This is a genomic window from Candidatus Methylomirabilota bacterium (assembly GCA_035936835.1).
Lineage (GTDB): Bacteria > Methylomirabilota > Methylomirabilia > Rokubacteriales > CSP1-6 > AR37.
Genome location: DASYVT010000183.1, coordinates 1 through 16,131 on the forward strand (window position 1 = coordinate 1; position 16,131 = coordinate 16,131).

The 16,131-nt window shown below is 69.0% G+C and carries 17 protein-coding genes; 12 read left to right on the forward strand and 5 right to left on the reverse strand.

Annotated elements, in window-relative coordinates; translation table 11 throughout:
- Positions 1 to 62: 62 nt before the first annotated feature.
- The 4 genes from VGV06_16555 to VGV06_16570 all read right to left on the reverse strand — a co-directional run bounded on the left by VGV06_16555 (position 63) and on the right by VGV06_16570 (position 5,267).
- A complete protein-coding gene (locus VGV06_16555; protein ID HEV2056754.1) occupies positions 63 to 1,022 on the reverse strand; it encodes an ABC transporter permease in 960 nt (319 codons plus the stop codon).
- Positions 1,023 to 1,080: 58 nt separating this feature from the next.
- Positions 1,081 to 2,871, reverse strand: coding sequence for a peptide ABC transporter substrate-binding protein (locus tag VGV06_16560; protein HEV2056755.1), 1,791 nt, complete (start codon positions 2,869 to 2,871; stop codon positions 1,081 to 1,083).
- A gap of 168 nt (positions 2,872 to 3,039) precedes the next feature.
- A complete protein-coding gene (gene pdxA / locus VGV06_16565; GenBank protein HEV2056756.1) occupies positions 3,040 to 4,077 on the reverse strand; it encodes a 4-hydroxythreonine-4-phosphate dehydrogenase PdxA in 1,038 nt (345 codons plus the stop codon).
- Complete coding sequence (locus VGV06_16570; protein ID HEV2056757.1) at positions 4,077 to 5,267, reverse strand: four-carbon acid sugar kinase family protein; 1,191 nt, start codon at positions 5,265 to 5,267, stop codon at positions 4,077 to 4,079. The genes pdxA and VGV06_16570 overlap by 1 nt, the downstream gene beginning before the upstream one ends.
- Positions 5,268 to 5,340: 73 nt before the next feature.
- Between VGV06_16570 and VGV06_16575 the strand changes: the two genes are divergently transcribed.
- The 9 genes from VGV06_16575 to selD all read left to right on the forward strand — a co-directional run bounded on the left by VGV06_16575 (position 5,341) and on the right by selD (position 12,049).
- Positions 5,341 to 5,916: a TlpA disulfide reductase family protein gene (locus VGV06_16575; protein HEV2056758.1), complete on the forward strand. Its 576-nt coding sequence runs from the start codon at positions 5,341 to 5,343 to the stop codon at positions 5,914 to 5,916.
- Positions 5,909 to 6,646, forward strand: coding sequence for a cytochrome c biogenesis protein CcdA (locus VGV06_16580; protein HEV2056759.1), 738 nt, complete (start codon positions 5,909 to 5,911; stop codon positions 6,644 to 6,646). Before VGV06_16575 ends, VGV06_16580 begins: the two co-directional genes overlap by 8 nt.
- A 33-nt stretch (positions 6,647 to 6,679) precedes the next feature.
- Entirely contained in the window at positions 6,680 to 7,666 is a 987-nt protein-coding gene (locus VGV06_16585) for a hypothetical protein (GenBank protein ID HEV2056760.1), read from the forward strand.
- A 185-nt stretch (positions 7,667 to 7,851) separates the two neighbouring features.
- Entirely contained in the window at positions 7,852 to 8,754 is a 903-nt protein-coding gene (gene thrB, locus VGV06_16590; protein ID HEV2056761.1) for a homoserine kinase, read from the forward strand.
- Positions 8,755 to 8,834: 80 nt separating this feature from the next.
- Complete coding sequence (dcd, locus tag VGV06_16595; GenBank protein HEV2056762.1) at positions 8,835 to 9,386, forward strand: dCTP deaminase; 552 nt, start codon at positions 8,835 to 8,837, stop codon at positions 9,384 to 9,386.
- A 45-nt stretch (positions 9,387 to 9,431) separates the two neighbouring features.
- Positions 9,432 to 9,632 (forward strand): ubiquitin-like protein Pup, encoded by a 201-nt coding sequence (locus VGV06_16600; GenBank protein ID HEV2056763.1) that lies wholly within the window; start codon positions 9,432 to 9,434, stop codon positions 9,630 to 9,632.
- 25 nt (positions 9,633 to 9,657) lie between these two features.
- Positions 9,658 to 9,873 (forward strand): zinc ribbon domain-containing protein, encoded by a 216-nt coding sequence (locus tag VGV06_16605; GenBank protein HEV2056764.1) that lies wholly within the window; start codon positions 9,658 to 9,660, stop codon positions 9,871 to 9,873.
- Positions 9,874 to 10,000: 127 nt separating this feature from the next.
- The gene (locus VGV06_16610) at positions 10,001 to 10,894 is read left to right on the forward strand and encodes a selenium metabolism-associated LysR family transcriptional regulator (protein HEV2056765.1); all 894 of its coding nucleotides are present in this window, start codon (positions 10,001 to 10,003) and stop codon (positions 10,892 to 10,894) included.
- Positions 10,895 to 11,056: 162 nt separating this feature from the next.
- Positions 11,057 to 12,049: a selenide, water dikinase SelD gene (gene selD / locus VGV06_16615; GenBank protein ID HEV2056766.1), complete on the forward strand. Its 993-nt coding sequence runs from the start codon at positions 11,057 to 11,059 to the stop codon at positions 12,047 to 12,049.
- A 54-nt stretch (positions 12,050 to 12,103) separates the two neighbouring features.
- On the opposite strand, the gene VGV06_16620 is transcribed toward selD, so the two are convergent.
- Positions 12,104 to 12,355, reverse strand: coding sequence for an anti-sigma factor (locus VGV06_16620; protein ID HEV2056767.1), 252 nt, complete (start codon positions 12,353 to 12,355; stop codon positions 12,104 to 12,106).
- 126 nt (positions 12,356 to 12,481) lie between these two features.
- On the opposite strand from VGV06_16620, the gene VGV06_16625 reads away from it, so the two are divergent.
- The 3 genes from VGV06_16625 (at position 12,482) to VGV06_16635 (ending at position 16,130) form a co-directional block, all read left to right on the forward strand.
- Positions 12,482 to 13,513, forward strand: a complete 1,032-nt coding sequence (locus VGV06_16625; protein HEV2056768.1) for a glycosyltransferase — start codon at positions 12,482 to 12,484, stop codon at positions 13,511 to 13,513.
- A 101-nt stretch (positions 13,514 to 13,614) separates the two neighbouring features.
- Positions 13,615 to 14,652: a MoxR family ATPase gene (locus VGV06_16630; protein ID HEV2056769.1), complete on the forward strand. Its 1,038-nt coding sequence runs from the start codon at positions 13,615 to 13,617 to the stop codon at positions 14,650 to 14,652.
- A 17-nt stretch (positions 14,653 to 14,669) separates the two neighbouring features.
- Positions 14,670 to 16,130, forward strand: a complete 1,461-nt coding sequence (locus VGV06_16635; protein HEV2056770.1) for a hypothetical protein — start codon at positions 14,670 to 14,672, stop codon at positions 16,128 to 16,130.
- Position 16,131 lies beyond the last annotated feature (1 nt).

Consider the following 16,131-nt stretch of genomic DNA (forward strand, 5'->3'; position numbering starts at 1 on the left):
CCGCCTCGCCGCCGCCGCCCCGCCCAGCATCGCCTCAGCCGCCGTCCCGTTGGCCACCGCGCCTACCTGTACGAGATCCGCGGATCGAGCCAGCCGTAGACCAGGTCCGCGATCAGGTTGAAGAGGACCACGAGGGCCGAGAAGACGAAGGTGATCGACATGACCACCGGCGTGTCGTTCGAGAGGATGGCGGTGATCAGGAGCGAGCCGATGCCGGGCACGCGGAAGATCTGCTCGGTGATGACCGCGCCGGTGAAGACGCCGGGAATCTGGAGCGCCACGAGCGTCACGACCGGGATGAGCGCGTTCCTGACCACGTGCTTGAGGATGGTGACCTTCTCCGACAGCCCCTTCGAGCGGGCGGTGTTGACGTAGTCGAGCCGGACGACCTCGAGGACGGCCGAGCGCACGAAGCGCGTCATCGCCGCCCCCTGGAAGAGCCCCAGGACCGCGATCGGCATGATGGCCTGCCGCGCCATCTCCCACACCCAGCGCCACCCCGTGGCCGCGAGGTCGGCCCGGTAGATGAAGGGCAGCCAGTCGAGGTAGATGCTGAAGAAGAGGATGAAGAGGAGCCCGGTGAAGAACGTCGGGAGCGAGAAGCCGATGAAGGCAAAGGTGGTCGCGATCTGGTCGAAGATCGAGTACGGGCGCACCGCCGAGTAGATGCCGATCGGGAGCGCGACCAGGAGCCCGAGGAGCTGCGCCGTGCCCAGCACGAAGAGCGTCGTCGGCAGACGCTGCATGATGAGCGTGGACACGTCGACGCGGCTCGTGAAGGAGAAGCCCCAGTCGCCCTTGAGCATGGCCGTGACCCAGCGGACGTAGCGCACGGGAAGGGGGTCGTCGAGGCCGAACTGCGTCCGGAGGTTCAAGCGCACCTCTGCGGGGACGTTCGGGTTGGTGGCGAGCTCCTCGAAGGGATCGCCCGGCGCCATCGCCAGCACGGTGAAGAGGACGAGGCTGATGCCGAGGAGCGCGGGGATCGAGATCAGGACACGTCGGAGGAAGTACTTGGACATCGCTCGGCGCGGCCGGGGTGGGGGACCGGGCCTGCGGGCCCGGTCCCCCGATGCCTTCCTAAGCCTCGCGGTACCAGTTGGGCAGGTTCCAGAAGTCGGAGTCCCAGCCGCTCTGCTCGACGCGCATCGCATTGCCGACCGCGGACACGCGCGGGCGGAAGACGACGGGAATGACCACGACGTTCTGGATGACCAGCTCGTTCATCCTGATGAACAGCGCGGCGCGCTTCACGGGGTCGAGCTCGGACTCGGCCGCCCGGTAGAGCTTGTCGTATTCCTCGCTCTTCCAACGGGTGATGTTGCGGCCCTGCCACTTGTTCTCCTTGGAGGCGACCTCCTCGGTCAGGAACTGGCGCATGAACTGCTCGGGGTCCGGCTGCGTCATGGTCGTCGTGTACATCTGGATGTCGGTGTAGAAGTGGGTGTACGTATCCGGGTTGGCCACGTCAGAGGAGAAGTAGACCGACGCGGTCACCGACTTGAGCTCCATGTCGATGCCGGCCTTGGCCGCGGCCTGTTTGACAATCTGCTGGTTCTTCTGCCGCGGGGCATTGATCGACGTCTGATAGACCAGCTTGAGCTTCTTGCCGTCCTTGGCTCGGATGCCGTCCGTGCCCTTCTTCCAGCCGGCCCCCTCCAGGATCTGGTTGGCCTTGTCGATGTTCAGCTCCCACTTGGTGTTCTTCGAGACGAAGCGGGGCGGGGCATTGAGGAAGTTGGCAGTGGCGATGCCTGTCCGGCCGTAGATCTGCTCCTGGACGGCGGCGCGGTCGACGAGGAGGTTCAGGGCCTGGCGCACCGCCGGGTCGGTCAGGAACGGGTGCTTGGTCTTGATGCTCGAGCGCTCGCCGTCGACCTCGGTCCACGGGTCGGTGTTGTTGAGCTGGATGTGCTCGATGTTGCCCCCGGCCACGATGTCGACCCGGCCCTTGCCGCCCTGTTCCATGCGCCGGAGGATGTCGTCCTCGACCTGCATGTTCCAGGCGTAGTCGAACTCGCCCGTCTGGATGACGGCCCGTGCCGCCGAGATCGCGTCGCCGCCGCCCTTCATCTCGATGGTGTCGAAGAAAGGGCGGTTGGCCATGTGGTAGCCCGGGTTGAGCTCGCCCTTGACCACGTCGCCCGGCTTGAACTCCACGAAGCGGTAGGGCCCCGTGCCCATCGGCTTGAGGTTGCCGGGCGCCTCGCGGGACTTGCCGCCCTTGAAGGCTTCGAAGAGGTGCTTGGGGATGATCATGCCGCGGACGCCGACGAAGGGGTCGGCCCAGAAGGGCGTGGGCTTGTCGAACGTGACCTTGACCGTGTGGCTGTCGATCTTCTGGGCCTTGCAGTCCTTGTAGGTCCCGCTGGTCGTGGCCGCCGTGGCGGGATCGGCCGCGTACTCCCAGTTGAAGACCACGTCGTCGGCGGTGAAGGGCTTACCATCGTGCCACTGCACGCCCTTCTTGAGCTTCCAGGTCACCGACTTGCCGTCCTTGGCGACGCCGCCGTTCTGCACGCTCGGGATCTCGGCGGCGAGGATCGGGACCAGGTTGCCGTCGGGGTCCCAGGAGGCCAACGGCTCGTAGAAGATGCGCGAGCCGTCCTGGTCCTTCGTGCCCACCGCGAAGTGCGGGTTCAGCAGGGTCGAGCCCTGCCACCACAGCACCTTGAGCGCGCCGCCGCCGCCCCGCTTGGTGGCTTTGTACATGAGCTTGCTCTGAGCCTGGGCCACGCCGGCCGAAGCCAGCATCTGGGCCGCCAGGGGCGCCGTAAGCCCAAGCCCGACCATCATCTGGACGAAGCCGCGGCGGCTCAGGCGGCCGGCCTTCACCTCGGCGATCAGATCTCTCAGTTTATGCTCGTCCATCAGAGCGTCCTCCTGGCTGTAGTCGGGGTCGGGTCGGCGGCGAGAACGAATGGCCTCTTATACTGACCCGACCCAGCGAAGTCAAGCACGCGCGGCCCGGCTCAGGCGCCGGGCCCGCACGTCCTCGATCAGATCACGCAGTCCCCGTTCGTCCATGCCACGCGCCTCCTAACGGGTTTTCGCGGCCAGCATGCGCACGGCCACGTCGATCGCCTCGAGCATGCTCTCTGGGTTGGCGATGCCCTTCCACGCCCGGTCGAAGGCCGTGCCGTGGTCCACCGACACGCGGAGGAACGGAAGACCGACGGTGACGTTGACCCCCGAGAGGCCCGTCCACTGGCCCCGCGCCTCGTCGTAGGTGAAGCCGAGCGTCTTGACGGGCACGTGCCCCTGGTCGTGGTACATGGCCACGACAATGTCGAACTCGCCGCCTCTCGCGCGCGAGAAGAGCGTGTCGGCCGGCAGCGGGCCGTGGACGTCGAGCCCTTCGCGGCGCGCGGCCTCTGCGGCCGGGATGATCTGGGTCTTCTCCTCGTCGCCGAAGAGGCCGTCCTCGCCGGCGTGCGGATTGAGCCCGCAGACCGCGATGCGGGGGCGCGCGACTCCAAGCCCGTTCATGGCCTGCTGGGCGAGGCGAATGACCCGCAGCACGCGGTCCTCGGTGCAGAGGTCCGGTACGCGCCGGAGCGCGACGTGCGTCGTGACGTGGATGACCTTGAGCTCCCGGCCCATGAGCAGCATGGCGAAATCCTTCGTGCCCGACAGCTTGGCCAGGATCTCGGTGTGCCCCGAGTGCTGGACGCCTGCGGCGGCCAGCGCCTCCTTGTTCACGGGCGCCGTCACCATGCCGTCGATCTCGCCCGACTGGCAGAGCCTGACGGCCCTCTCGATGTAGGCGTACGCAGCACGGCCGGCCTCGGCACTGACCTGCGCCCGCACGAGTGTGGAGGCGTCGGCATTGGCGAGGTCGAGGCACTCGATGGCGCCGGGCTCGAAGCGGCACTCGGCGGTCGTCGACACCGGATGGAGCTTTCGATCCGAGCGCAGGAGCGCGAGCGTGGCTTCCATCACCGTGCGGTCGCCGATGACCACGGGGCGGCACGTCGCCGCGACTTCCGGTGTCGCCAGGGCCTTGGCGATGATCTCGGGCCCGACTCCGGCGGGATCGCCCATGGTGATGCCGAGCAGCGGGAGGCGGGAAGCCATCACGCGGGTCCTCTCGCGAGCGCGACGAACAAATCCGGCGCCCCAAAGCCGCCGGCCTTGGTCAGGATCGGAATCGTTGACGTCGAGTCGACAACGAGCCGGCCGAGGGCGAGTCCACTCGAGGGCGCGCCGCTTAGCTCGAGGCGGCGCGCGGCGAGCGCTCGCATGACAGCGTGCGCGGTTTCTCCTCCGGTGAGGACGAGCAGGGCAGGCGAGACCTCCGCGAGCACCGTTTTGACGGCCCCGGCCAGGCGCCCGGCGATGTCCCGCGCCGCGCCTTCGAGGCGGGCGTTGATTGACAGAAAGGCGGGTTTGCCGGCGCGGAGCGCGGCCACGACCTTGGCCAGGTCCGGCTCGCCCGCCGCGTCAAGCCGGGCGCCCGCCGAGCCCGACGCTTCGAGCGCATCCACCTGGGCGCGCGTCGCGGGGTGTCGACTGCCAGCGACGACGAGCCAGCCACCAGGAGCGGGCGCGGGCGGGGCGGGCGCGGCGAAGCCCCACGCGCGAGCAGCGGCGCCGGCGAGGCCGGCCGAGCCGGCGAGCAGAACTCCGGGGAGGTCTATCGCGGCCAGGGCGAGGGCATCGAGGTCCTGGTCAACCTCCGCATCTGCCACCACGAGGCCGGTCCGCATCGCGAGGGCGCGCGCAAGCTCCTCGAGCGGGCCGCGGACCTCCTTGAGCGTGATGAGCGACACGGGGAGCGGGAGGAGCGACACGGGACGGCCCGAAGTGCTCGAGAGGATCTCGACGAGGTCGGAGGTCGGGCCTGGATAGTCTGGATCCCTGCCGGTGGGGCTCTCGTGGGCCGGCTGCCCGAAGACGGAGAGCACGCCGTCCCGCACCGTGCGCCCCTGGGCCGGGAAGGCGGGGCAGACGAGCGCGGTCGTGGCGCCGGACGCGCCCATCAGGGCGTCGAGCTCGGCTGCCACCGGGCCCCTGACGGTCGAGTCGAGCTTCTTGAAGATGTGGCCGCCGCCCAGACGCGCCTCGATGCCGTCAACTGCGCGTCGTACGAGCGAAGCGGCGACGGCAGGCGGGAGCGCGCGGCTCTCGGTGTCCACCGCGGCGGCCGGCCAGCGCCCGTCGGGCAGCTCGGGCGCCACGAAGACCCCGACAGGGCCGCGTCCGGCGAAGAGGGCGCCCGCGTCACAGGCGCCGCTTAGGTCATCGGCGATGATCGTGACAGCCATGGAATCCCTGTAACCTATCACAAAGGGTGGGGCGCATGAGGGACAGGCGGGCGTCGATGTATACTCGAAGGCCATGTGGCGTCTCGCCCCCCGCATCCTGGTGTTTCTCGCCTGCGCAGCGCTTCCCGCGGGTGCCGCGCCCGCGGTTGCCACGCCCGCGGCTGGCATGGAAGACCCCGCGCGCGCCCTCGACCTCATCAAGCCGAATCGCGAGCAGCAGGCCAAGGATTTCAATGTCGCCGCGCTCGAAGGCGGCAAGTTGAGGCTCGCCGATCTCAAGGGCAAGGTGGTCTTTCTCAACTTCTGGGCGACCTGGTGCCCGCCGTGCATGGAGGAGATGCCCGCCATGGAGCGCCTCTGGCAGCGCTACAAGGACCAGGGCCTCGTCGTCATCGCGCTCAGCATGGACTCGGCGGGAGCGAAGGTCGTCAAGCCGTTCATCGAGCAGGCGAAATACACCTACCGGGTGGCGCTCGACCCGAAGATGGAGATCGCGGAGCTCTATGGCGCCCGCTCCGTCCCCTCGACCTTCATCATCGATCGGAGCGGGACGCTCCGGGCCATCGCGCTGGGCCCGCGGGACTGGGACGGCCGGGCCTCCTTCGCCTATTTCGACGCCTTATTAAAGGATGGCAAGCCCCGTGGCTGAGTCGCTGGGGGTGTTGGTCGCTTTCTCCGCCGGGCTCTTTTCCTTTCTCTCGCCCTGCGTGCTGCCGCTCTTTCCGTCCTACCTCTCCTTCGTCACGGGGATGTCCGTGGACCGGCTGGCCTCGGATGTCACGCTTTCCGAGCGCGCCCTCGTGATGCTGCACTCGCTGGCCTTCATCGCGGGCTTCACGGTCGTGTTCGTGAGCCTTGGCGCCTCGTTCAGCGCCGCGGGGCAGTTCCTCCTCGACTATCGCGACTGGATCCGGATCGGCGGGGGCGTGCTGATCATTGCATTCGGCCTCCTGATCGCGGGCGTGCTCAAGTTGGGCCCGCTCGGGCGCACTCGCCAGATCCCTATCCGCAGCAAGCCCGCCGGATTTCTCGGCTCCTTCGCCGTGGGGCTGACCTTCGCGATCGGCTGGACGCCCTGCGTCGGGCCCATCCTGGGGGCGATCCTGACGCTGGCCAGCAACGAGAAGACCGTCAGCCAGGGCGTGGGTCTGCTGCTGGCCTACTCGGCGGGGCTCGGCGTGCCGTTTCTCATCTTCTCGGCGGGGCTCGGCGTCTTCCTGCGCTTCTTCAAGCGCTACCGGCCCCTCATCCACGTGGTGGAGCAGGCGGCGGGCGTGCTGCTCGTGGTGGTCGGCGTGCTGGTCGCCACGAACTACTACATCGTGCTCAACTCGTGGACGATCAGTCTCACGCCCGAGTGGCTTCTCAAGCGTCTCTAGGCTGATCGCCCTCCCCGAGGGTATCCTCTCTCCATGAGCGGCGACGAGGGCAGCGCCGCCGAGGAGGAGGTCAGGACCAGCCGGCTCCGATACCGGATCGCGTTCTTCCTCGCGTCGCTGGTCGTGCTGGGCCTCCTCGTGACGCTGCCGTTCTCGGTGAAGAGCGTGGTGGACGATGTCTTCGGGTCGGTGACAGGGAAGGTGGTCAAGCTGACGCGGGGACGGCCCGACTCGGCGCGCCCGAATCACACCAAGCTGCACATGGCCTTCGTCTCCATCGACGAGACGCAGCTGCTCGCGAGCATCCGCGTCTCGGGGCACCACCGGTGCGTCGAGTGCAACTGGAGCGACCGGGTGCTCTTCGTGGCGGTCACCGCCGACGACCTGAACGCGGACGGCATGCCGCCGTCGGTCGGCGTCACGCTGCCCCAGGCCAACGTGGAGATCTCCGAGGTGATCCAGCTCCCGGTGCGGGGGCAACCGATCCACTACCCGTTCGACACCTACAGCCTCGTCGTCGGCGTGGCTCTGCAGCGTCTGCGCGGGGACGGTCCGCCCCAGACGCTGTCCGCCGCCGAGGCCAGCGGCCACCTATTCCTCTCCGTCCAGGAGCTGCTCACGCGACAGGTCATGATCGGTCCGACGATGATAGATCCCGCCAGCATCCGTGCCGCGGACGATCCCTTCGAGTACGTGGAGGCATTCGAGGTGAAGTTCGAGCGGCCCCGCTACCTCCGTGTCCTCGCCGTGATGCTTGTCCTCCTGATCACGTCGGCGGCGGCCTATTCGGTCTTCCTGCGCCCGCTCGCCGATCTCGTCCTCAACTCCGGAGCGCTCGTGCTGGGTGTGTGGGCGATCCGGTCGATTCTCACGCCCGGGAACCTCTACTACCAGACCGCAGTCGACCTCGCCCTCTCGATAGTGATCGTCTTCACGCTGGGCGCCATCCTGGTGCGCGCCCTGATCTACGCCCACGAACAGGCCGAGCTCGGCCTGTTCAGGCGCCGTCCGCGTCGCTAGCAGGCCGACGAGAAGGGCCCATCTGCTTCGTTGGCGCCCTCGGCCGCACGCTCAACGTACAGGAGTACGCCTCGCGTGCGACCTTCGGGCGCCGCCTCGCATCTGGACCCTTCTCGCCCGCCTGCGGCCTCGGGTGCCTCAAGGGTTTGTAGGCCGAAGCCGCTGACGCCGGGTATCCTCTCTCCATGAGCATCGACGTGCGCGTGCCGGCGACCTCGGCCAACCTGGGACCCGGCTTCGACGTGCTCGGCCTGGCGCTGGGCCTCTACAACGAGATCGTCTACGAAGAGGCCGACCGCGTCTCCGTCACGGTCGAGGGCGAGGGCGCGGGCCGGCTCGACACTGGAGCCGGCAACGTTGTCGCTCGCGCGGCGCTCATGGCCCACGAGGCGGCTGGGCGGCGGTTCACCGGCGCCGCCATCCATTGCGTCAACCGGATTCCGCCGGCGCGGGGTCTCGGCTCGAGCGCCGCGGCCTGGGTGGGCGGGCTCGTCGCCGCCAATGTGGCTTTGGGATCACCCCTCGATCGCGACGCCGTCCTGGCGCTGGCCTGCCGAGCCGAGGGACATCCCGACAATGTCGCCGCGGCGCTTCTGGGAGGTCTCACGGTCTCGTGCCTTTCGGGCGAGCGCGTCGCCGCCGTCTCCCTGCCGGTGCCGGCAGACCTCGGCTGGGTGGTGCTCGTGCCGGGGATCGAGAGCTCGACACGAGAGGCGCGCGCCGTCCTGCCCGACACGGTCACGCGCGCCGACGCCGTGTTCAACCTTCAGCGGATGGGGCTGCTCCTCGCTGCGCTCGCCTCGGGGCGCGTCGACGTCTTGGGGGTGGCCATGGAGGACAGGCTGCATCAGCCCCAACGACAGGCGCTCTTCCCCTGGATGGAGGCCGTGCATCGAGCAGCCCTCGAAGCGGGTGCGCTGGGCTGCGTCCTCTCCGGCGCGGGTCCGTCGCTTCTCGCGGCTGTGCAGGGGGCGGCACACCCCGTGGCCCGGGCCATGGAGCGGGCGCTGGACCTGGCTGGCGTAGCGGGGCGCGCGCTCCAGTTGCCCGTGGACACGGACGGAGCCACGTGGAACCGGCGCCCGTGACCGGCGGTTACCCAAGGTGAGAGGCGCGAGGACTTGACTCGCTCCGAGTCGGGGCGATACGATGCCTGCAAGGTGGATGGGTGATCAAGAGTGATCGGTGGATCAGGCAGATGGCCGTCGAGAAGGGCATGATCAAGCCCTTTGAGGAGCGCCAGGTTTGCGCCGGCGTGATCTCGTACGGGCTCTCGTCCTACGGCTACGACCTCAGGATCGCCGACGAGTTCAAGATCTTCACCAACATCAACAACACGCTGGTCGATCCCAAGGCTTTTGATCCGCGATCCTTCGTCGACCTTCAGGGACCGGTCTGTATCGTGCCGCCCAACTCGTTCGCGCTGGGGCGATCGGTCGAGTACTTCAAGATCCCGCGCAACGTGCTGACCATCTGTGTGGGCAAATCCACCTACGCCCGGTGCGGCATCATCACGAACGTCACGCCCTTCGAGCCCGAGTGGGAAGGCTTCGTGACGCTCGAGATCAGCAACACCACGCCGCTGCCGGCGAAGATCTACGCCAACGAGGGGATCGCCCAGGTCCTCTTCTTCGAGTCCGACGAGGCCTGCCAGACGTCCTACGCGGACCGGCAGGGGAAGTACCAGGGCCAGCAGGGGATCGTCCTTCCGACGGTCTAGACGCAGGCGCAGGGCCCCGGTTCGGGGGCCAGGAGGTAGCCGCTCATGGCTGAACAGAAGAAGAAGGAAACGAGGCCGACCAAGCCCGAAGGCGACGAGGACGCCGCAGGGGCCAACCCGGAGCTCGCCAAGAAGGGGAAGAAGATCAAGGAGGACCTCGACAACCTCTTGGACGAGATCGACGAGATCCTCGAGGAGAACGCCGAGGAGTTCGTGAAGAGCTACGTGCAGCGGGGCGGCCAGTAGCTGCCGAGGCGCGGCGAGGAAAGTCATGCCGATCTACGAGTACCGCTGCAACCAGTGCGAGCGTGAGTTCGAGCGATACGTCCAGACCGCGCAGGCCGCGGTCGCGTGCCCGACGTGCCGGAGCGCGCGCGTGACGCGACGGCTGTCAGTGCTCGGCGCGCTTCGCCTTGGCGGCACCGCCGCCGCCGCGGGCATGTCCGGGGGCGGCGGCTGCTGCGGGGGCGGCTGCGGCTGCCACTGATGCCGGCGTCCGACCGTGATGTGCATAGGGCCCTTCGGGGCCCTGTGTCGTTCCACCCCCATGCCGTTGCACCCCCAAGCCCTTGCACCCATAGACACCGCGTGGTCCCGCGCCTATACTCCGCATCATGGACCTGAGGCAGCTCGAGATTTTCGTCAAGGTCGCGGAGTTGAAGTCCTTCTCGAAGGCCGCCGAGGCGCTCTTCCTGACCCAGCCCACGATTTCCGAGCACATCCGCACGCTCGAGCAGGAGTTGGGCGTGCGGCTGCTCGACCGGCTCGGCCGTGGGGCGGAGTCCACCGCAGCGGGCCGCCTCCTGCTCTCCCACGCGACGCGCCTGCTCCAGCTCCAGCGCGAAGCGCTCCAGGCCATGGACAGCTTCCAGGGCAGGCTGGCGGGCGAGCTCCTCGTGGCCGCGAGCACCATCCCCGGCGAGTACGTGCTGCCGCCCCTCATCGGGCGCTTCAAGGAGAAGTTTCCGGACATCGCTATCACGCTGCTCATCGGCGACAGCCGCGCCGTCGTGGACTGGGTCGCCGAAGGGCGCGCCGAGGTGGGCGTGGTCGGCGCGCGGTTGCCCCACCGCGGCATCGACTATCGCGAGCTGATGCCCGACGAGCTGGTCCTCGTGGTGCCCGTCGGACATCCATGGCACGGCAAGAAGGAAGTGGGGCTCGAGGATCTCCGCGCGGAGCCGCTGCTCATGCGCGAGCGCGGCTCGGGCACGCGCGCGGCGCTCGAGTCGGCGCTCGCCCAGGCAGGCCTCGATCTCTCGGCCTTCCGCATCGTTGGCGAGATGGGCTCGACCCAGGCGATCAAGCAGGCGGTCAAAGCAGGCGTGGGCGTCTCGGTCATCTCGCGCCGCGCCGTCGAGGAGGAGTGCCGCAGCGGGCTCGTGTGGTGCCTCAAGCTGCGCGACCTCAAGGTCACGCGCGCTTTCCACGTCGCCACCCACCGGGACCGCAGCCGCTCGCCCCTCGCCGAGGCCTTCCGGACTTTCATCGAGTCAGAATCGGCCTGAGCCGCCGGGAATCGCCCCGGGTCCGCCGGACATCGGAACGGCATGGGGAACGGCATGGGGAACGGCATGGGAAACCGCATGGACTCCAGGATGACGGACCCCAAGACCGGCAAGCAGATCCGGCTGACGAGCTACGCCGCCTGCGCGGGCTGAGCCTCCAAGATGGGTCCTGGAGATCTCCAGGACGTGTTGAGCGGCCTCGAGCACCACGAGCACGCTGATCTCCTGGTCGGGCTCGGGCGGAGCGACGACGCGGCCGTCTACCGCATCACCGATGAGGTCGCGATCGTCAGCACGGTGGACTTCTTTCCTCCCATCGTGGACGACCCCTACCTCTACGGCGCCATCGCCGCGGCCAACTCCATGTCCGACGTCTACGCGATGGGCGGGCAGGTGCTGTTCGCGCTCAACGTGGCGGGCTTCCCGCGCGAGATGCCGAAGGAAGTGATCGCGGCCGTATTCAAGGGCGGCGCCGACAAGGTGCTCGAGGCCGGCGGTGTCATCGCGGGCGGCCACACGGTGGTGGACGCCGAGCCCAAGTACGGCCTCGCCGTCACCGGCAAGGTCCATCCCAAGCGCATCTTCATCAAGGGCGGACTCAGGCCCGGGCATCGGCTCTTCCTCTCCAAGCCGCTCGGCACGGGCGTGATCGCGACGGCAGCCAAGGACGACGCCTGTGAGCCGGCCGTCCTCGAGGGGGCGGTGCAGAGCATGCTGCGGCTGAACCGGGTCGCCGCGGAGGTGGCGGGGGAGGCGGTGGTGCGAGGGGCGACGGACATCACGGGCTTCGGTCTGCTCGGCCACGCGGCCGAGATGGTCGAGGCCTCGGGGGCGGGCATCGCGCTGCGCGCAGCAGACATCCCGCTCCTCCCGGGAGCGCTGGCGCTCGCCGAGAAGGGGACGTTCAGCGGAGGCATGAAGCGGAACCGGACGCACCTCGAGCACACCCTCGGCTCGCGCGGCCGGCTGTCACTCGGCCCGTCCGTAGGAGTCGCGCACGCGGGCCTGCTCTTCGAGTCGGAGACTTCGGGTGGCCTCCTCTTCGGCGTGGCGCCCGAGGACGCGGGCATGGTCCGCGACGGCTTCAAGCGGCGAGGGGAGGCCTGCTGGGAGATCGGCGAGGTGACGGCTGAGATCGGTATAGCGGTTCGCTGACGCGGAGCCGAGTCCGGCGAAGTCGATCGGACCTTCGGGACTACTGCTGGGGGACTACTGCTGCGCGGAGCGCTTCAAGAACGCGCGCAGCTTTTCCTTCAGCTCCGGGGGCAGCGTCGTCTCGCGGAGTCGCTTGGCGGCGTCCACGGTGCCCTTGTAGGTCCTGACGAAGGCGACGCAGGGGCCGCACCCCTCGAGGTGCCACTCGAGGAGCTCGGCCTGGTGCCGGGGCAGGGAGCCGTCGACGTAGTCGGCGAGCAGATCCATGCACTCCGGGCACTCCATGCTGTCCTGCGCGTCGGCCATCCGCCCCTCCCTCGGCTCTGAGGTCCCGCTGGAGGAACGATACCACAGCCGGCCGGCGGCGGTCCCGGGGTGTGGCGACGCGACGCGTTGCCTTGGCGCCGGGCCCCGTGTACGCTTGGCCCGCTCATGGCCCGCCGTCTGGCGCTCCTGACTCCCTTCGCCTTCCCGTCCGTGAGAGGCAACGCGGTCACCGTCGAACGCATCGCGCGCGGCCTGCGCGCGCGGGGCGCCGATATCGAAGTCTGGGATCTTTCGACCATGGCTCGGGCCTCCGTTGAGCGGCGGGCCTCGGAGTACCGCCCGGAGCTGGTCCACGCTTTCCATGCTTACCGGGCCGGGCCGCTCGGTCTGGCGCTGGCGAGGCGCATCGGGTGCCCGCTCGTCGTGACACTCACGGGGACCGACGCCAACCTGGACCTCTTTGACGCCGAGCGCGCCCCGGCCGTCCGCCAGGTGCTCGAGAGCGCGGCCGCCGTCACCGCCTTCCACGACTCGGTGGCGGCCGTTGTCGCGCGGGCGGCGCCCGAGATCTCGGCGCGGGTCGTGGTCGTGCCGCAGAGCGTGGATCTTCCGGATTTCAGCCCTTCGGACGGCCCAGCGCCGAGAGCGCGAGGACCCGTCATGCTCTTCCCCGCAGGCATCCGACCCGTCAAGCGGCCGCTCTATCCGCTGGCCCCGCTCGACTCGGTGGCGGCCCGGTACCCGGGCTTCGAGCTCCGCTATGTCGGCCCCATCCTGGATGTCAGCGAAGGCGAGGCTCTTCTCCGCGCTTTGGACGGCCGGCCGTGGGCGCGCCACCTGGGCGAGGTGCCGCACGCCGCAATGGCCGCACTGCTCCGCGCCGCCGACGTCGTCCTCAACTGCTCGCTGTCGGAGGGCGGCATGGCCAACTCCGTCCTCGAGGCCCTCGCTTGCGGCCGCGCCGTGCTCGCCTCCGACATCGCGGGCAACCGCTCCGTGATCGAGGATGGCGTCACGGGCCTGCTCTTTTCAGGCCCCGGTGACTTCGCTGAGAAGGCAGCCCGTCTTCTCGGTGACCCCGCGCTCCGCGAGAGGCTCGGCGAGGCCGGGCGGGCGCGCGCCTCGCGCTTCGGCCTTCAACAAGAAATCGAGCGCTACCTGAAGCTCTACGTCTCCCTGGTGTCCGTCTGCCTATGAAGCAGGTGCTGAGCGGTGATCAGTTGACGCGCACAGGAACCACCCCTATGATGGGTCAAATTCACGGTAGCCATCGCGTCCCGATGGGAAAGGAGTTGCGCATGCCGCAGTCTCCCACGCCTCCCCAGACGCAGGAACAGAGGGTCCAGGAGTTCGTCGCGGATTTCGAAACGCTCCGCGGCGAAGTCCACAAGGTCATCGTCGGCCACGACGACGTGATCGCCCACGTGCTCACCGGCCTCTTCGCCGGAGGGCACGTGCTGCTGGAAGGTGTGCCGGGGCTCGGCAAGACGCTCCTCATCAAGACGCTGTCCGAGAGCCTCGATCTCTCCTTTTCTCGGATCCAGTTCACGCCCGACCTCATGCCCGGCGACATCATGGGCACCAACATGATCCTGGAGGACGAGGGCGGGCGGAAGCACTTCCAGTTCCAGCGGGGGCCCATCTTCGCCCACATCCTCCTGGCCGACGAGGTCAACCGCGCCACGCCGAAGACGCAGTCGGCGCTCCTCGAGGGCATGCAGGAGGGCGCCGTGACGATCTCGGGCACCGCGCATCCGCTGCCGCAGCCGTTCTTCGTTCTGGCGACGCAGAACCCGATCGAGATGGAGGGCACCTATCCGTTGCCCGAGGCCCAGCTCGACCGCTTCCTCTTCAAGCTGCGGGTCCGGTACCCGGCGCTCGAGGACCTGACGGCGATCATCGACCGGACGACCCAGGTGCGTGAGGTCAGAGTGCAGCGCGTGATGACGGGGCCGCGCGCGCTGTCTTTTCGGGAACTCGTACGTGAAGTCCCCATCGCCTCGCACGTGCGGGACCTGGCGGCCCTCATCGTCCTGGCGAGCCACCCGCAGTGGGAGCGCGCGCCGGAGCAGACCCGGCGCTTCGTCCGCTACGGCGCGAGCCCGCGGGGAGCGCAGGCCCTGGTCCTGGGCGCCAAGGTACGCGCGCTCAGCGAAGGGCGCTACAACGTCAGCGTGGAGGACGTGCGCGCGATGGCGCTGCCGGCCCTGCGTCATCGGATCATCCTCAACTTCGAGGGCGAGGCCGAGGGCGTGGACGTGGACCGGCTCATCGCGCATATCATCGAGGCGGCCGAGAACCTGAGCGCGACGGAGAAAGAGGTCTTTCTCCGCTAGCGCGTCGAGGAGGGCGCATGCCCGACCTGACGATTCTGAAGGCCGCGGTCGCCGATGTCTCGAAGCAGATCCGCGTGCGGCGCGCCGAGTTCTACGGGCTCCGCGGCCTGTTCGGCGGAGCCTTGGTCGCCTTGCTGCCGCTCGTCCTGCGGGACTCTCTCGGCTGGTCGGGTTTCCTGTGGGCGGGCGTATGTCTCGCCGCCGGCGCGCTCGCGGGCGCGGTCACCGGCTTCCTCATGCCGCTCCCGGCGGGCGAGGCGGCGCGCCTGGTCGACCGCGGCTACGGGCTCCAGGACCGCGTCGCCACGGCGCTCGAGTGGGCGGACCGCCCCGACCGCACCCCACTCGTTGACGCCCTCGTGGCCGACGCCGTGGCGCGGGTGCAGGCGATGGAAGGCCGCCGCATCATCCCCCGCCGCATCCCGCGGGAGGCGCGCTTCGTCCCGATCCCGCTGGTTCTCGGTATCGCGCTGGCGCTGGCGCCGGCCATCCCGCTTCCCCAGGGCGCCCTGCCCAGCCTCTCGGGCGCCCGCCAGGATGACGAGGACAAGCCGCAGGAGCGGACCGGCAGCCTCGAAAGCCAGGAGCGTCCGCGCGCCGCCAAGCGCGAAGACGCCCGCCGCGCGGAGGTCCAGGAGAGGACGTTCGGTCCGCGCGCGGGGGCCGGCGGCGCCACCCAGCCCGGCGACATCTCGGCCCTCTTCAAGGACACCTCGCTCGCGGGGCAGACGCCCGACTTCAACGCCTTTCTGAAGAAGGGCGACGAGCGCATCCGCATGCTCGAGCAGATTGACCGCCTGCCCGACCTCCAGCGCGACTTCACCCAGAGCCAGCAGCGCATGGTCTTCCAGAAGGCCAAGTCCCTTCGCGGAGGGCTCAAGGGCGACCAGTTCTCACCAGACAAGCTGCGCGAGCTCCTGCGCGAGATGGAGCGCCTCGGCCGCAAGGGCGACCCGAGCTACCAGGGCGACCTCAACGAGGGCATGGACGCGCTCGAGCAGGGACAGAGCGACCGTGCCATGGAGGCCATGGAGCGCGCGCTCAACAAGCTCCGCTCGATGGAGGAGAAGGGGCGCGACGGCAAGGGCCTCCGCGGCGGCCGCGAGGACCCGCGGCGAGGCGGTCGCCGCGGCGAGCGCGGCCCGGGCGGCGCCCCCGGAGACGAGGGGGACTGGCCCGAGGGCGAGGGGTCGCTGCCGGGCAAGGGCAAGAGCGCCAATCGCAAGGGCGACCCGAGCCAGCGCCTCAACAGCAATCCCTTCGACGTCGGCGTCGAGGGCGAAGCGCGGTCAGGCCGCAAGGACGGGATGGACACGAACCTCGTGGGGCGCGGAGGGAACGTGCCCTCGCGGCTTCAGTACATGGGCGTGCTTGGCCAGTACCGCAAGCAGATGGAGGAGGACATCGTCCGGGAGCAGGTCCCGCGCGACTACCACGGGCAGGTGAAGGACTACTTCAAGGCGCTCGACGAGAGATAGC

Excerpts from the sequence above, each read along its gene's own strand:
- VGV06_16555 (HEV2056754.1), bottom strand. The coding sequence starts at position 1,022 with ATGTCCAAGTACTTCCTCCGACGTGTCCTGATCTCGATCCCCGCGCTC.
- VGV06_16600 (HEV2056763.1), top strand. The coding sequence starts at position 9,432 with ATGGCTGAACAGAAGAAGAAGGAAACGAGGCCGACCAAGCCCGAAGGC.
- VGV06_16585 (HEV2056760.1), top strand. The coding sequence starts at position 6,680 with ATGAGCGGCGACGAGGGCAGCGCCGCCGAGGAGGAGGTCAGGACCAGC.
- VGV06_16575 (HEV2056758.1), top strand. The coding sequence starts at position 5,341 with ATGTGGCGTCTCGCCCCCCGCATCCTGGTGTTTCTCGCCTGCGCAGCG.
- VGV06_16625 (HEV2056768.1), top strand. The coding sequence starts at position 12,482 with ATGGCCCGCCGTCTGGCGCTCCTGACTCCCTTCGCCTTCCCGTCCGTG.
- VGV06_16630 (HEV2056769.1), top strand. The coding sequence starts at position 13,615 with ATGCCGCAGTCTCCCACGCCTCCCCAGACGCAGGAACAGAGGGTCCAG.
- VGV06_16605 (HEV2056764.1), top strand. The coding sequence starts at position 9,658 with ATGCCGATCTACGAGTACCGCTGCAACCAGTGCGAGCGTGAGTTCGAG.
- VGV06_16560 (HEV2056755.1), bottom strand. The coding sequence starts at position 2,871 with ATGGACGAGCATAAACTGAGAGATCTGATCGCCGAGGTGAAGGCCGGC.
- VGV06_16620 (HEV2056767.1), bottom strand. The coding sequence starts at position 12,355 with ATGGCCGACGCGCAGGACAGCATGGAGTGCCCGGAGTGCATGGATCTG.
- VGV06_16635 (HEV2056770.1), top strand. The coding sequence starts at position 14,670 with ATGCCCGACCTGACGATTCTGAAGGCCGCGGTCGCCGATGTCTCGAAG.
- VGV06_16570 (HEV2056757.1), bottom strand. The coding sequence starts at position 5,267 with ATGGCTGTCACGATCATCGCCGATGACCTAAGCGGCGCCTGTGACGCG.
- pdxA (HEV2056756.1), bottom strand. The coding sequence starts at position 4,077 with ATGGCTTCCCGCCTCCCGCTGCTCGGCATCACCATGGGCGATCCCGCC.
- selD (HEV2056766.1), top strand. The coding sequence starts at position 11,057 with ATGGGTCCTGGAGATCTCCAGGACGTGTTGAGCGGCCTCGAGCACCAC.
- VGV06_16610 (HEV2056765.1), top strand. The coding sequence starts at position 10,001 with ATGGACCTGAGGCAGCTCGAGATTTTCGTCAAGGTCGCGGAGTTGAAG.
- thrB (HEV2056761.1), top strand. The coding sequence starts at position 7,852 with ATGAGCATCGACGTGCGCGTGCCGGCGACCTCGGCCAACCTGGGACCC.